General features: G+C 75.2%; 12 protein-coding genes and 1 pseudogene. 3 read left to right on the top strand and 10 right to left on the bottom strand.

Going from position 1 to position 12,250, the window contains the following annotated elements; genetic code table 11:
• Positions 1–127: 127 nt before the first annotated feature.
• Together ACF061_RS33370 and ACF061_RS33365 are read left to right on the top strand one after the other, a co-directional pair.
• Positions 128–928, top strand: coding sequence for a ribonuclease BN (locus tag ACF061_RS33370; protein WP_392270749.1), 801 nt, complete (start codon positions 128–130; stop codon positions 926–928).
• A gap of 342 nt (positions 929–1,270) precedes the next feature.
• On the top strand, positions 1,271–2,191 hold the full coding sequence (locus ACF061_RS33365; RefSeq protein ID WP_392270748.1) for a DMT family transporter: 921 nt from the start codon (positions 1,271–1,273) through the stop codon (positions 2,189–2,191).
• Positions 2,192–2,323: 132 nt separating this feature from the next.
• Here ACF061_RS33365 and ACF061_RS33360 read toward each other — a convergent pair.
• The 6 genes and pseudogenes from ACF061_RS33360 to ACF061_RS33335 all read right to left on the bottom strand — a co-directional run.
• Positions 2,324–2,623: pseudogene (locus ACF061_RS33360) on the bottom strand (TlpA family protein disulfide reductase); the annotation flags it as partial.
• A 12-nt stretch (positions 2,624–2,635) separates the two neighbouring features.
• The gene (locus tag ACF061_RS33355) at positions 2,636–3,721 is read right to left on the bottom strand and encodes a hypothetical protein (RefSeq protein ID WP_392270747.1); all 1,086 of its coding nucleotides are present in this window, start codon (positions 3,719–3,721) and stop codon (positions 2,636–2,638) included.
• A gap of 165 nt (positions 3,722–3,886) precedes the next feature.
• A complete protein-coding gene (locus tag ACF061_RS33350) occupies positions 3,887–4,747 on the bottom strand; it encodes an acetate uptake transporter family protein (protein WP_392270746.1) in 861 nt (286 codons plus the stop codon).
• A 301-nt stretch (positions 4,748–5,048) separates the two neighbouring features.
• Entirely contained in the window at positions 5,049–7,082 is a 2,034-nt protein-coding gene (locus ACF061_RS33345) for a flavin monoamine oxidase family protein (RefSeq protein ID WP_392270745.1), read from the bottom strand.
• Between the two features lie 568 nt (positions 7,083–7,650).
• Positions 7,651–8,118, bottom strand: a complete 468-nt coding sequence (locus tag ACF061_RS33340; RefSeq protein ID WP_392270744.1) for a DUF3566 domain-containing protein — start codon at positions 8,116–8,118, stop codon at positions 7,651–7,653.
• 517 nt (positions 8,119–8,635) lie between these two features.
• Positions 8,636–9,181: a hypothetical protein gene (locus ACF061_RS33335; protein WP_392270743.1), complete on the bottom strand. Its 546-nt coding sequence runs from the start codon at positions 9,179–9,181 to the stop codon at positions 8,636–8,638.
• Between the two features lie 447 nt (positions 9,182–9,628).
• Between ACF061_RS33335 and ACF061_RS33330 the strand changes: the two genes are divergently transcribed.
• A complete protein-coding gene (locus ACF061_RS33330) occupies positions 9,629–10,618 on the top strand; it encodes an alpha/beta fold hydrolase (protein WP_392270742.1) in 990 nt (329 codons plus the stop codon).
• Between the two features lie 120 nt (positions 10,619–10,738).
• On the opposite strand, the gene ACF061_RS33325 is transcribed toward ACF061_RS33330, so the two are convergent.
• The 4 genes from ACF061_RS33325 to ACF061_RS33310 form a co-directional block, all read right to left on the bottom strand.
• Positions 10,739–10,888 carry a hypothetical protein gene (locus tag ACF061_RS33325; RefSeq protein ID WP_392270741.1) on the bottom strand — a complete coding sequence of 50 codons (150 nt, stop codon included), beginning with the start codon at positions 10,886–10,888 and terminating at the stop codon, positions 10,739–10,741.
• A gap of 113 nt (positions 10,889–11,001) precedes the next feature.
• Positions 11,002–11,208 carry a hypothetical protein gene (locus tag ACF061_RS33320; protein WP_392270740.1) on the bottom strand — a complete coding sequence of 69 codons (207 nt, stop codon included), beginning with the start codon at positions 11,206–11,208 and terminating at the stop codon, positions 11,002–11,004.
• A 10-nt stretch (positions 11,209–11,218) separates the two neighbouring features.
• A complete protein-coding gene (locus ACF061_RS33315; RefSeq protein ID WP_392270739.1) occupies positions 11,219–11,818 on the bottom strand; it encodes a DUF5947 family protein in 600 nt (199 codons plus the stop codon).
• Complete coding sequence (locus ACF061_RS33310) at positions 11,815–12,195, bottom strand: hypothetical protein (protein ID WP_392270738.1); 381 nt, start codon at positions 12,193–12,195, stop codon at positions 11,815–11,817. Before ACF061_RS33310 ends, ACF061_RS33315 begins: the two co-directional genes overlap by 4 nt.
• Positions 12,196–12,250: the final 55 nt, after the last annotated feature.

The following is a 12,250-nucleotide window of genomic DNA, read 5'->3' as shown; positions in this document are numbered from 1 at the left end:
ACGGTCCGCCACGGCAGCCGCGCGGCCGCGGACCCAGGACCCCGAGGAGCGGCGGGATGACCGGTGACACGACGGGGCGGCGGCCCGGGAACGGCGGCCGGCCGACCGCCCGTGCGGGGTGGCGGGTGTGAGGCGCCATCTGCCGCGGGTCCGGCGCGCGGTGCTCGCGCTGGAGCACCGGCTCGGCGCGTTCGCCCTGGTCCGGCGCGGCCGTGACCTCGAGCTGATGCACCGGGCGATGGGTTTCGCCACCCTCTCGCTGGTCACCCTGGCACCCCTGCTCATCGTGATCGCCGCGGCCGATCCGCTGCGCGAGGGCGGTTTCGCGTCCTGGCTGGTCGACGGCATGGGGCTGTCCGGCCGGTCCGCCCGGGTTCTCACCGACATCATCAGCCCGCCGGTGAAGGTGATCGGCACCACCAGCGTCTGGAGCGGGGTCCTGCTCGCCGTGTTCGGCGTGTCCTTCGCCGGCAGCGTCCAGAACGGCTACGAGCGGATCTGGAGCCTGCCGCCGGGTCCGTGGCACCGTGTGTGGCGGCAGCTGACCTGGCTGGGCCTGCTCACCGCGTATCTCTACCAGGAGGTGCTGAACCGGCACGAGTTCCAGGGCTGGCCGCGGGTCGCGGTCTCCGGGACCACCGGCGCGCTGTTCTTCTGGTGGGGGCAGCACTTCCTGCTCGGCGGCCAGGTCCGCTGGCGGTCCCTGCTGCCGGGCGCGCTCGCCACCATGGTGGGCCTGGGCGGCCTGCGCGTCTTCTCCTACCTGGTCTTCACACCGCTCATCGTCGACAACGCGCTCAGTTACGGCACGGTCGGCATCGTCCTCGTCGTGGAGTCGTGGCTGACCGGCGTCGGCTTCGTCGTCTACGGGGGCTCGATGTTCGGCCGCTGGTTCTGCGAGCACCACTGGCCGCCCCGTCACGGGTAGCGCCGGCGGGCGGCGGGACCAGCCGGCCTCCCCGGGGCCGCGAGGACACCGGCCGCCGCGGCGCGTTTGGGGCGTTGGTGCCGGGATACTCCGTGACGGCCCAGCCCGTTCGAATCCCCGGGTGGCCGCAGCCCCGGCTGCCTCCCCCCGGCCTTCACCGTCGCAGCCGAGGTCAGCCACCGTGTTCCACGCCCCCTCCGGGTTCCGGTCCGCCGCTGTGGCGCGCTTCGCCGACCGGGTCCGGGAAGCCGGGGCCGCGCCCACGCTCCGGGAGGACCGGGCCGGGCCGCCGGGGCACGCGTCCCGTCCCGGCGGGCCGCGGCGGGGTCCGGGCGGCCACCGGTGAGCGCCCTCACCATCGCGCTCGCCCTGCTCGCGGCGCTGTCCAACGCCTCGGCCTCCGTGCTCCAGCGGCGCGCCGCGACGGACGAGTCCTCGGCCGGCTCCGGCGCCCGGCAGGCGGTGCGCTGGCTCGCCCGGGTGCTGCGGCGGCCGTACTGGCTCGTCGGCGCCGGACTGCTGGGGCTGTCCACCGTGTTGCAGGCGGCGGCGCTGGCCGTGGGCAGCCTGTCCCTGGTCCAGCCGCTGCTCGCCAGTGAGCTGCTGTTCACCCTCGCCGTCGGCAGCGTCGTCTTCCGCCGCCGCCCGGACCGGCGGACCTGGCTGGCGTTCGTCGCCCTCGCGGTGGGGCTCGCCCTCTTCCTGGGAGCGGCCTCGCCCTCGGCGGGCCGGTCCACCGCGGAGCCGGAGCTCTGGCTGGCGGTGGGCGCGGCGCTGCTGGGCCTGGTCGTCGTGGTCCTGGCAGCGTCCCGCCTGGTGACGGGCGCGCCGCGGGCCGCGCTGCTCGGACTGGCCTCGGCGGTGTCGTTCGCCGCTACGGCGGCACTGCTCAAGGAGGTCATGGGACGGCTCGGACAGGGCCTGGACGTCCTGCTGACGCAGTGGCCGCCGTACGCCACCCTCGTCGTCGGAACGCTGAGCTTCCTGCTGTTGCAGAGCGCGTTCCGCGCCGGGAGCCTGACCGCCTCACAGCCCGCGCTCACCCTGGGCGACGCCCTGACCAGCGTGGCACTGGGCTGGGTGCTGTTCCAGGAGTACATCGGACTCGGGGTGCGGGTGCTGCCCGAGGCGATCGGCGTGGCGCTCGTCGGGGCGGGCAGCATAGGCCTGGCGAGTGCCGCGGCCGCGGGCGAGGAGTGGGACACGGCACCGGACGAGCGCGACGGTCCCGGCGCCCAGCGGTCCGCCCGTCAGCCGCCGTGACCCCGGCCGCTGCCCCCGACCGCTGCCACCTCGTCAGTCCGCCCGGGTCCCGCGGCCCGTCCGTCCGGCCCGGACTGCGGCCGCCCGGCCGGACGGCGGCCGCCCGGGCCATGGGGCCCGGGCGAGCGGTTCTCAGTCCTCGGCCAGCAGGGCCCGCACCGCCGTGTCCAGTTCGGCGGGCGTGGTGCCGCCGACGGTCCGCACGACACCGCGCGCGTCGACGAGGACGTTGGTCGGAACGCCGCGGATGCCCAGGCGCGCGGCGTACTCGCCCGTGCCGTCCAGCAGCACGGTGGCTCCGATGTCCCAGACGGCGGCGAAGTTAGCGGCCTCCTCCCGCGGGTCGGTGTTCTCCCACACGTTGATCATGACGACGTCCAGCCCGGACCGGGCCGTACGGCGGCGCAGCTCCTCCAGGACCGGCGCCTCCGCGTTGCAGGGGCCTCACCAGCTCGCGAAGAAGTTGATCACGTACTTCCGCTCGGCCCACTCCCGTGACGTGCGGATGCGCCCGCCGCGCAGGTCCGGCAGCGCGAAGTCGGGCAGGGACCTGCCCACCAGCGGGTGCACGGGGGGCTGGACGGGGCCGGGCAGCCAGGGCCGGTGGACGAAGGTCACGGTGCCGCTGCCGGCGTTGGACACCAGCAGGGTGCCGGAGACGGGGTCCAGGGCGCAGTCGCCGGGGGCGTTGCCCACCGTGACTCGGTGGATCTCCCGGCCCGGCCCGGTGTCCAGCACGCTGACCGTGCCCGCACCCCGGTTGCAGACGTAGAGCCGCTCGCCCGTCCCGTCCACGCACATCCCGACCGGCGCCCGTTCCACCGGCATCTCGTCGAGCACCGTGCCGCCGTCGAGCGCGATCCGGCTGATGGTGCCGTGCAGGGAGCTGGCCACGTACAGGTGCCCGGTGGCCGGGTTGGCCACCGCCTTGCAGGGCCCCTCACGGACCGCGATCCGCTCCAGGGGGCGCAGTGTGGCCGCGTCGAAGACGGTGACCGATCCCGCCATGAAGTTCGCGCAGTAACCGCGGTCGCGGGCGATGTCCATCCCGATGCTGCCCGCCCCGAGTTCGGCGGGCACCGTCCCCACCACCTCCAGCCGGTCGGCGTCGATCGCGGTGATCGTGCCGTCGGCGGTGTTGCCCGAGAACACGCGGCGCAGTCCCGGGTGGTGGCCGAGCCCGGCCGGGTAGCAGCCGACCGGGAGCTGGGCGAGGCGGGCCCCGGTGTCGGCGTCCAGCACCGTCACGGTGTCCGAGCGGGCGTCCGCCGAGAACAGCCGCCGGGTCGGCAGGTCCAGGACGACCGGGATCGGCTCCCGGCCGACCGGGGCCCGCCACACGGGCTCGGCCCGGTCGAGGTCGAGGGCGACGACCGCGTTGCTGCGGGAGCAGGCGACGAAGGCACGCCGCCCGCCGGGATCGACGACGACCGCCTCGGGTCCCTTGCCCACGGGGCAGTGGGCCCGGACGCGGTGGGAGAGGTCGACCGAGCAGGCCGGCCCCTGTGCTGGCGTGTCGGGGTGGTCCATGTCTGAGGGGTGTGCGGATGCGTGTTTGTTTAAACAGACCGTTCGTGCGCTCGGGCGGCGGTGGCCGGGAGCCGGAGGACGGTGCGCGGCCGGTGTGCCGCCGGGCCCGGCGGTCTGTCCGGTGACCGGGCCCGGCGGGGGCGGCCGGGGCGGGCGTCCCCCGGGTCACTGGCCGGCCTTGGCGCCGGGCATGCCGTCGGCGTACTCGATGGGGCGGGTCTGCCGGTGTCCGGGGAGGTTGCCGCGCAGGCTCCACCGGCCCATCGGCAGGACGACCCGGCCGCCGTACGCCTGCTCCAGCATCATCGCGCCCGCCGTGTACCAGGCGGCGGCGGAGGAGGCGATCAACACCCAGCCCGCGGTCACGACGAGGCTGTGGACCGAGCCGAGGAGGCCGGCCGCGAGCAGCGCCGAGCCGGCGGTCAGCAGGATCAGGGTGAGGAACAGGCCCAGGTTCCGGCCCAGCGCGGCGAGCGCCCCGAACAGGGTGGTCACCGCGAGCACGATCCACCAGAAGCCGAACGCCTGGCTGACGGTGGTGCTCAGGGGCAGCAGACCGTTGGCCACCATCAGCTGTGTCATGCCCCAGGCGAGCCAGAACGCTCCCCAGGTGCCGTGCATGGCGGTGGCGACGCCGTCGCGCGCGCGGTAGGCCCACATGCCGGCGGCCAGTTGGGCCAGCCCGCCGAAGAAGATGACCAGCGGCGCCAGGATCAGAGGTGCCAGGAACCGGTCGCCCCACCACTCGGCGAGATTGGAGGCCACCATGAACATCGAGGAGGCGAAGCCGAACAGGCCCAGGATCGACGGCGCGGCTATCGGGGTCAGCACCATGCGGCTGCGGGCGAGCCACGCGTCGTAGCCCTCCGGTCCGTCGGTCACCGGCCCGCCGGTCCCGGCCCCCGCGCTCCCCGGCCCTTCCGGTCCGGGCCGGCCGGGACCGGGCTCGGACGGCGGGCGGGAGGTGTCCGCCCGCCCCGGCGGGACCGGTTCGGGCGGCGGCTGCTGTCCTGGGTACTCGCTCATGGGGTGTCTCCTTCGCGATGAACTGGTCGGCTCTCGCCGGGACCACTTCAGAAGACATCCCGGGCACGGTCCGCGCATGCCGTGGAGCACCTCGTGCGCGCCGGGACCGCGCGCGGTCCGGGCGGCGCAGGCCATGGGCGGCCCGGGTCCGTGCCCCACGACCGGCTGCGCCGAATGCTTGACCCGCCCGGGTGAACGGACCCGCCGGGCGGGGCGTCCCCGGCGCCCCGCCGGGCGGGGCGTCCCCGGCGCCCCGCCCGGCGTGCGGGCGCGCCCGCACCGCGTCACCTCTCCCGGTGAACTATGACGTGTGCACCTCCAGCGCGGCCCGTACGCCCGATTCCACGGCGCCCTCGATCCAGGACGGCTTGACCGAGGTGTGGTCCCCGGCGAAGCGCAGCGGGCCTTCGGGGGCGCGGATGTGGGCGAGGAGCTCGGTGTGCTGGCCGGGGAGCAGGACGGACGCCTCGCCGTACGCGTACGGGTCGCGCAGCCAGCTCTGGGTGCGGCCGGCTCCGGTGTAGAAGACCTCGACGCGCTGTCCGTAGACCTGTTGCAGACCGCGCAGCGCGTGCGGGTAGCGGGCCTCCTCGTCGAGGGAGTCCCAGCGGGCCGCGTCGTCGGCCCAGCTGTAGGAGGCGAGGACGACGCCGCCCTTGCTGCCCGGGACCGGGTGCGAGGGGTTGATCATGAACCGGTTGGAGTTGTCGGAGACGGAGCCGCCGCCGACGATGTGCGCCGCCTCGGGCTGGTCACGGCCGGCCCAGCGGTTGGCCGCGTAGTGGACCCGCTGCGCCTGGCTGATGTGCCCGTCCGGGACCGAGGGGTGCGCGCCGAGCAGGCTGCCGTCGGCGGGCGCCCGGCCGCGCCGGTAGTCGTCGTACAGCCCCGGGCGCACCGCGTCGAGTTCGCGTTTCCAGTCGGCCTCGGTGAACTCCCACCAGCGGCGGCTGAACTCCAGCAGCACCTTGGTCGCGCTGTCGTAGTGCAGCTCGGCGACGGCCCGGCGTTTGCCGTACGACATCAGCGGGCCGACCTGCACCTGCCGCAGCCCGGAGAACGGCACGGTGACGATCGCCAGGTCGCCGGTGAACTGCTCGCGCACTACCTTGCCGTCGCGGCCCTCGGACACGGTGTCGATCCACACGTGCGGGCCGTCGCCGTGGACGTGCGAGGTGTCGTCGCCGGTCGCCCGCCGGCGGTCGGGGTCCCAGTACTCGATGTGGGTGGCGCGCCGGTCCAGCCGCAGCACGTCGGTCACCTGCCGGAGCAGCGCGTCGGGCAGGGTCGCGGTGCCGCCGGCCAGCTCCCAGAAGGCGGTGTCGGGGCTGATCAGGGACTGGCTGATGAAGCTGTGGATGAAGGACAGCGGCAACCGGGAGGTGAGGTTCTCCAGGGTGCCGACCAGGTCGATGGTGCGCTCGTCGAAGCCGGCCTGTTCGGTCAGGAACCGGTACATGGACCAGTCCCCGTACTTCTGGACGACCCGTGCCCAGCCCCGCACCCGCTCCGGCATGGGCTTGTCCACGCGCTTGCCGTCCGGTCCGGCGGTGCTGAACTCGTCGCGCACCGGGTCCAGGACGCTTCCCAGGATCCTGGAGGACGGCGTGTCCCAGTACTTGCGGGGGACGCCGAACGACTGGTTGACGCGCCGGGGTGCCTTGGCGTAGTCGGAGCGGCGTACCCGGATGCCGTTGACGTGCAGCCAGGCGTGGTTGACGGGCTTGCCGGACGCGTCGACGTCCACGAGGTGGAACGGGCGCTTCTTCAGGCCGAGTTGATCGATCAGACGCATCACCAGCGGGTGGCTGCCGGGGATGCGCATGGCGCCGGCCTCGGCGTACTGGCGGGCGTCGGCGAACGCCCGGCCCGCCCGCTCGTGGCCGCCGGTGCGGAAGGTCTTGATCCGGCCGCCGACCCGGTTGCCGTTGGCCTCGATCAGCGTCACATGATGTCCGGCGCGCTTGAGCAGCCAGGCGGCGACCAGACCGGCCGGCCCGGCGCCCACGACGAGGACCTTCTTGGCCCCGGTCCGGGCACGGGGCAGCCCGGAGGCGAGGATCTTCTCGTAGACCGGGGCGAGCGGCTTGTCCTGGGCGTCGACGACCAACAGCGCGCGGGCGACGGCGAGGCAGGTGTCCCAGTCGGCCGTCGAACGGGCCGCGCCGGGCGCCTGCGCCGGGGCGGCGGGCGCGGCCGGGGCGGCGGGCGCCGCGGTGGCCGGGTCGGCGGCGCCCAGCCCGAGGGCGGTCGCGCCGGCGGCCGTCCCGGCGACGGTGGTGAACCGCCGCCGGGACAGGGGCGGATGGCTGGCTGGGGTACGGAGTTCGTCCATGCCTCCTGGATAGGGCCCGCCGGGGCATCGGGGACCGGACATGATCGACGATCACCTGAACGTGCGAGCGCGGAGCTCGTCTCCCCTTGGCGCGCGGCCCGTTCGCAGGACCGCCAGTGCGTCCGTACGCCCCCTTTCCACCACCGGCCGACGGGTGGGCCAGGTTTGCGCGCGGGACAAGCCGTACCGGTCCGTCGACGTCTCCGCGGCTCCGGCTCGGCGGCCGGCGTCCGGTGATCGGCGACCGGTGATTGGTGATTGGTGATTGGTGGTCGGCGACCGCTGCTTGGTGGTCGGTGTTCGCCGTCCACGGCGCGCACGGCGCCCGACGTTCCCTTCGGCGCCGTCCACGGCGCGCACGGCGCCGGACGGAACGTCGACGCCGAACCCGTGGCGACGGCGCGGCCGATCCGCACACGCGGGCGATGCGCGGGAAGGTCGGTGCCCGGTCCGGGAGCCGCCGCCGGCGTGCCGCCGAGACGGTGTCGAGCACGGCCGCGGGAAGCGGTGGTCCGACGAGGCCGAAGTCGTCCGGCGGCGCTTGGGGGTGGAGTGCCCGGGGAGCCGGTCAGGGACCGGAGGGTGCTCCCACCGCCGGACCCCCCGCCGTCGGATCCGTCGCCGCCGGGTCTCCCGTCGTCGGAGCGGACGTCGGGACCTCCGCCGTCGCATCGGTCGTCGGACCCTCCGCCGTCCGATCGGGTGGCGGACCCCCCGACGCTCCGGGTGTCGGACCGGCCGCCGTCGGAGCGGGTCCCGTCGGGTCCGGTACGCCTTCGGCCAGGGTCAGTTCCACACCGCCGACGCAGCGCGCGATCAGGTTGTAGAAGAAGGCGCACAGCGTCGTGAACATGGTGACCAGCACCACCGTCACGGTCGCGAGCACCAGTCCCCAGCTCGGGGGCGGCCACGGGTCCCGGCCCAGCGCGACGAGCAGGATCCACACGGGCGGCAGGGTGACGCCCGCGCACACCACCAGCCCCAGTGAGACCAGGAAGCTCGCCGCCAGCACCGACCAGGGGCTCGTCCATGCCATGCGCGTCCGGATGCGCCTCGGCCGTGTCGCCGTCCCGGACGACGGGCGCGGATCGTCCGCCGCGCACGCACCGGCGGAACGGAGGCCCCCGCCGGACGACGGATCCTCGGCCCGCGGCCGCTCCACGGGAACCGGGCCGCGTGGCCCGGCCGCGGAGGTGGCGGGGGCCTCGGCGGCGGTCCCCGTCCCGGGCGCCGCGGTCGCCGCGGGTGCCGGGGAACGCGGCCGGGCGCCCGCCTCGGAGGCCCGGCGGCCGGCGTCCAGGGCTTCCGGGACGTCTGGAGCATCCGGGGCGTTCGGGGCCTCCGAGGCGTCCGGAGCGTCCAGGACCTCCAGGACCTCCGGGGCCTCCGGGGCCTCCGGGGCCTCCGGGGCCTCCGGGGCCTCGGGGGCGCCGTCTCCGCCCGTGTCCCGTCCGCCGCTCGTCTCCTCGCCCGTGCGGCGCGGTGCTCGCCTGTCGCGGCCCATGTCTGTCTCCTCCTGGTCACGGACGGGGGGCGGGCGCGGCCTCGCTCCGTCAGGCGGCCCCGCGCAGGCCGCGGGAGGCCACGGAGGCGACGTGGTGCCGGGTGACGCGGCCCGCCTCGTGCCAGAACGGCCTCGCTGTCAGATAGGCGCCAAGCACGGACATGACGCCGAGCGAGACGTCGACGCTGATCCGGCCCTGCCTGGCCCAGTAGACGTCCTGGAGGTCCAGGAGCAGGGCGAACTCGTCGCAGATCAGCGCTGTTCCGCAGCCGTAGGCGGCCGCCACGGCGGGGTGCCCGATCGCCTGCTCGTCACCGCGCACGGCGATCAGGCCCACGCCCGCGAGAGTGGCGATGCCGATGTTGTAGTGGTGCAGGTGCTCGCCGCCCGCGGAGATGTTGCCCCAGGGCAGCCAGCCGCCCCGGATGCCGTGGGTGATGACGCGCACGGTCCCGAAGGTCACTCCGAAGGTGATCCATGTAATGAGCAATGACCGCTGCATCGGCGAGAGATGACGGTTCGCCGCCTCGCGCCACCGCTCCGAGAGCCGCGGCCGGGCGCGGTCTGCGCGGTGCCGCCTGGTGAGTTGCATCATCGACCGGCCTCCTGGGCCAGAGGCGCGGCGGCGGACGTCGTCCGGGCCGCCTGCGAGGTCCCCCGCTGGTTGCGGTTCCGACGCTATGCGCGCCCTCACCGCCCCGCATCCGCGGTTCACCCGGACAGGGCCGCAGGGCCGTGGAGCGACGCCTGTCCCCTCCGTCGGCCGCACCCGGCGTTCCCGGTCCGCCGCCCGGCCGGGACGCGGGCCCCCGGCCGGCGCGGTCGTCGGCTCACCGGCCGGTGCGGTCGTCGTGCCGCCGGGCGACGGCGGGCCGCACGGTGGAGGACCGGCGCGGAGACGGGCGGATTTGCCGAACCGGCAACAGAGCTCGCCCCCGCGGGGCGGCACGGACAGGATCGCCGTACGACCGCCGCCCACCCCGCACCGGCCTGCGACGCGGCGTCGCGCGCCGCACGGCAGGCCCGTACTCCAGGAGGATTCATGACACGACCCGCACTGGCCACGAGCGCGGTGCACCGTCTGGTGCCCTCCCCGGCGGGCCGGATCCATCTGGTCGAGCAGGGCACGGGGCCGCTGGTCCTGCTGGTGCACGGCTTCCCGGAGTCGTGGTACTCGTGGCGGCACCAGCTGCCGGTGCTGGCGGCGGCCGGGTACCGCGCGGTCGCCGTCGACGTGCGCGGCTACGGCCGCTCCTCGCGGCCCGAGGACCCGGCGGCCTACCGGATGCTCGACCTGGTGGCGGACGGCACCGCCGTGGTGCGGGCCCTCGGCGAGGAACGCGCGGTGATCGTCGGCCACGACTGGGGGGCGGCCGTCGCCGCGAACTCGGCCCTGCTGGAGCCCGAGGTGTTCCGCGCGGTCGCGCTGCTGAGCGTGCCGTACACCCCGCGCGGCGGACCGCGCCCGGGCGAGGTCTTCGCGCACATGAGCGGGGACGAGGAGTTCTACGTCTCCTACTTCCAGGAGCCCGGCCGCGCCGAGGCCGAGATCGAACCGGATGTCCGGGGCTGGCTGGCCGGTTTCTACGCCGCCCTGTCCGCCGGCACCATGCCCGGCCCCGGCGAGCCCGACCCGCACTTCGTCAGCCGGGGCGGCAGGCTGCGCGACCGGTTCCCGGCCGACGGTCCACTGCCGTCCTGGCTCGGCGAGGACGATCTCGACGTGTACGCCGGGGAGTTCGAGCGGACCGGTCTGACGGGCGCCCTGAACCGCTACCGGAACATGGACCGGGACTGGGCGGACCTCGCCGCCCTCGACGGAGCGCCCATCACCCAGCCGTCGCTGTTCCTCGGTGGGGCCCTGGACGCCTCCACCACCTGGCTGGCCGACGCGATCGCCGCCTACCCCACCACCCTGCCCGGACTGCGCGCCTCGCACGTCCTCGACGGCTGCGGCCACTGGATCCAGCAGGAACGGCCCGAGGAGGTGGGCCGGCTCCTGGTCGACTGGCTCGGCTCGCTGCCCGCCTGAGCGGGGCAGGCGCCGCCGATGCCCCACCACGACGCCGGGCATGGGGGACGCGCCCGGCGTCGGGTGTGCACCGAGCCGCCGCGCCGTGGGCCCGCCCGGCCGTGGCCCCGCCGTGGACGGTCAGTGCGCGTGGCGGGCGCCGGGGCGGAGGCCGACCATCCGCCAGATCCTGATCTCGCGCAGCAGCCCGGGCATCTCCTTGACCAGCAGGGCGAGTACCAGCCCGCCGAGCACGGCGGCCTCCACCGTCAGCACCTGTTTGCCTGTCATCCCCGTTCCTTCCCTGTCCGTGGGTTCCGGCTCGCGCCGTCGGTCCGTGCCATGTCCGTGCCCGGGGCCCGGGCGTGCCCGGGCCGGGTCGTGTGCTGCGCCTGACCGGCCGGTCATCCGGGCGAGATGTTCGGCATGGCCTTCAGGATCGCGTTGTGCTTCTTCCAGTGGATGCCGGTGGACCGGCGGGCGTCCGAGGTGCCGTCCTTGTGGTGCCCCTGCTGCCGGTGGTGGGGGCCCTCGTTGCCCTCGTGCAGTCCCGCGATGTGCTTCGGGGTGTCGGGCTTCACGTCGGGCCTGCCGACTCTGATCGTGCCCATGATCCGCTCCTCACTGTCGTTCGGTCAGCTGCGCGAAGAAGTCCTCGACGGCGGGCCACACCCGGCCGCCGCCGGACAGGCCCCGCCACTCCCGGCGGACGACCGCCACCATCCGGAAGCAGTCGTCCACCGGGGTGATCCAGTGCTGGTCCGCACCGCGTGCGGTGTTGACCAGAAGGGCTTCCACCTCGGGCTCGAGGGCCGCCAGTGGCGGGCACCCGGCGACCAGCCGTTCCCAGGCGCCGGCGTCGGCCTCCCAGCGGGCGGCCCCCGCCGGACTCGGGTAGTGGGCGGTGACCGTGCCGTCCCGCCGCACCACGAAGAACGCCAGACCGACGGGCACTCCCAGGGCCGTGGTGTCGACCGCGGGCAGCCGGACCCGGCGCCGCGGCACCAGCCGGTACCGCCCGTCGCCCGCCGCGGCCCCGGTGAAGAGGAGCGAGCAGGGCCGGCAGGCGCACAGCAGTTCCTCTCCCCCGTCCGCCGCGGTGTCGAACAGGTGCCGGTGTTCGTCGGACACCGGCTCGCCGCACAGGGCACAGTGCTCGGCGGCCCGGGCCCGCAGGCCGGCGGCGCCGCGGATCACCCGGGCCAGCGCGCCGGCGGTCATGGCGCCGCCAGGGGCCGGGCCGACCGCTCACCCGCGACGGCCTCGGCGGCCGGGCGGTCCTGCGGCCCGGGACGCAGGCCGTGCAGGTCCATCAGATGCCCCAGCAGGTGGTCGCCGGCCATCCGCTCGGCCTGCCGGGGCGCCGCGCCGTCCAGGACGCGGGCCAGCGCCTCGCCGTACACCTCGCTGAGCGTGCCGACCGTTTCGATCGCCGCCCTCGCCGTCGGCCCGGCGGCGTCCTCGACCCGTTCGAGCAGTTCGTCGATCCGGGCCAGCCGCTGCCGTACGGCGCTGTCGTCCAGCCGGGCCCCGGGACTGTCGGCGTCGGGGCTCTCGTGCCTGGTGCCGGGTGTGTGGTGCTGCCCGGCGTCGGTCATGGGGTGGCTCCGTAGGTGGGGGTGTGGTGGGTGGTGAGGGTTTTGCCGTTGCCGA

Origin of the sequence: Streptomyces sp. NPDC015220 (assembly GCF_043079345.1) — a bacterium.
In the GTDB taxonomy this organism is placed as follows: domain Bacteria; phylum Actinomycetota; class Actinomycetes; order Streptomycetales; family Streptomycetaceae; genus Streptomyces.
Note: the sequence above shows the minus strand (reverse complement) of the source record. Positions and strands in the feature narration are given on the sequence as shown.

What these genes read in the sequence shown, in the direction of transcription:
- ACF061_RS33340 (WP_392270744.1), bottom strand. Translation starts at nt 8,118, where the DNA reads ATGGCATGGACGAGCCCCTGGTCGGTGCTGGCGGCGAGCTTCCTGGTC.
- ACF061_RS33335 (WP_392270743.1), bottom strand. Translation starts at nt 9,181, where the DNA reads ATGATGCAACTCACCAGGCGGCACCGCGCAGACCGCGCCCGGCCGCGG.
- ACF061_RS33315 (WP_392270739.1), bottom strand. Translation starts at nt 11,818, where the DNA reads ATGACCGCCGGCGCGCTGGCCCGGGTGATCCGCGGCGCCGCCGGCCTG.
- ACF061_RS33350 (WP_392270746.1), bottom strand. Translation starts at nt 4,747, where the DNA reads ATGAGCGAGTACCCAGGACAGCAGCCGCCGCCCGAACCGGTCCCGCCG.
- ACF061_RS33310 (WP_392270738.1), bottom strand. Translation starts at nt 12,195, where the DNA reads ATGACCGACGCCGGGCAGCACCACACACCCGGCACCAGGCACGAGAGC.
- ACF061_RS33330 (WP_392270742.1), top strand. Translation starts at nt 9,629, where the DNA reads ATGACACGACCCGCACTGGCCACGAGCGCGGTGCACCGTCTGGTGCCC.
- ACF061_RS33355 (WP_392270747.1), bottom strand. Translation starts at nt 3,721, where the DNA reads ATGGACCACCCCGACACGCCAGCACAGGGGCCGGCCTGCTCGGTCGAC.
- ACF061_RS33320 (WP_392270740.1), bottom strand. Translation starts at nt 11,208, where the DNA reads ATGGGCACGATCAGAGTCGGCAGGCCCGACGTGAAGCCCGACACCCCG.
- ACF061_RS33325 (WP_392270741.1), bottom strand. Translation starts at nt 10,888, where the DNA reads ATGACAGGCAAACAGGTGCTGACGGTGGAGGCCGCCGTGCTCGGCGGG.
- ACF061_RS33345 (WP_392270745.1), bottom strand. Translation starts at nt 7,082, where the DNA reads ATGGACGAACTCCGTACCCCAGCCAGCCATCCGCCCCTGTCCCGGCGG.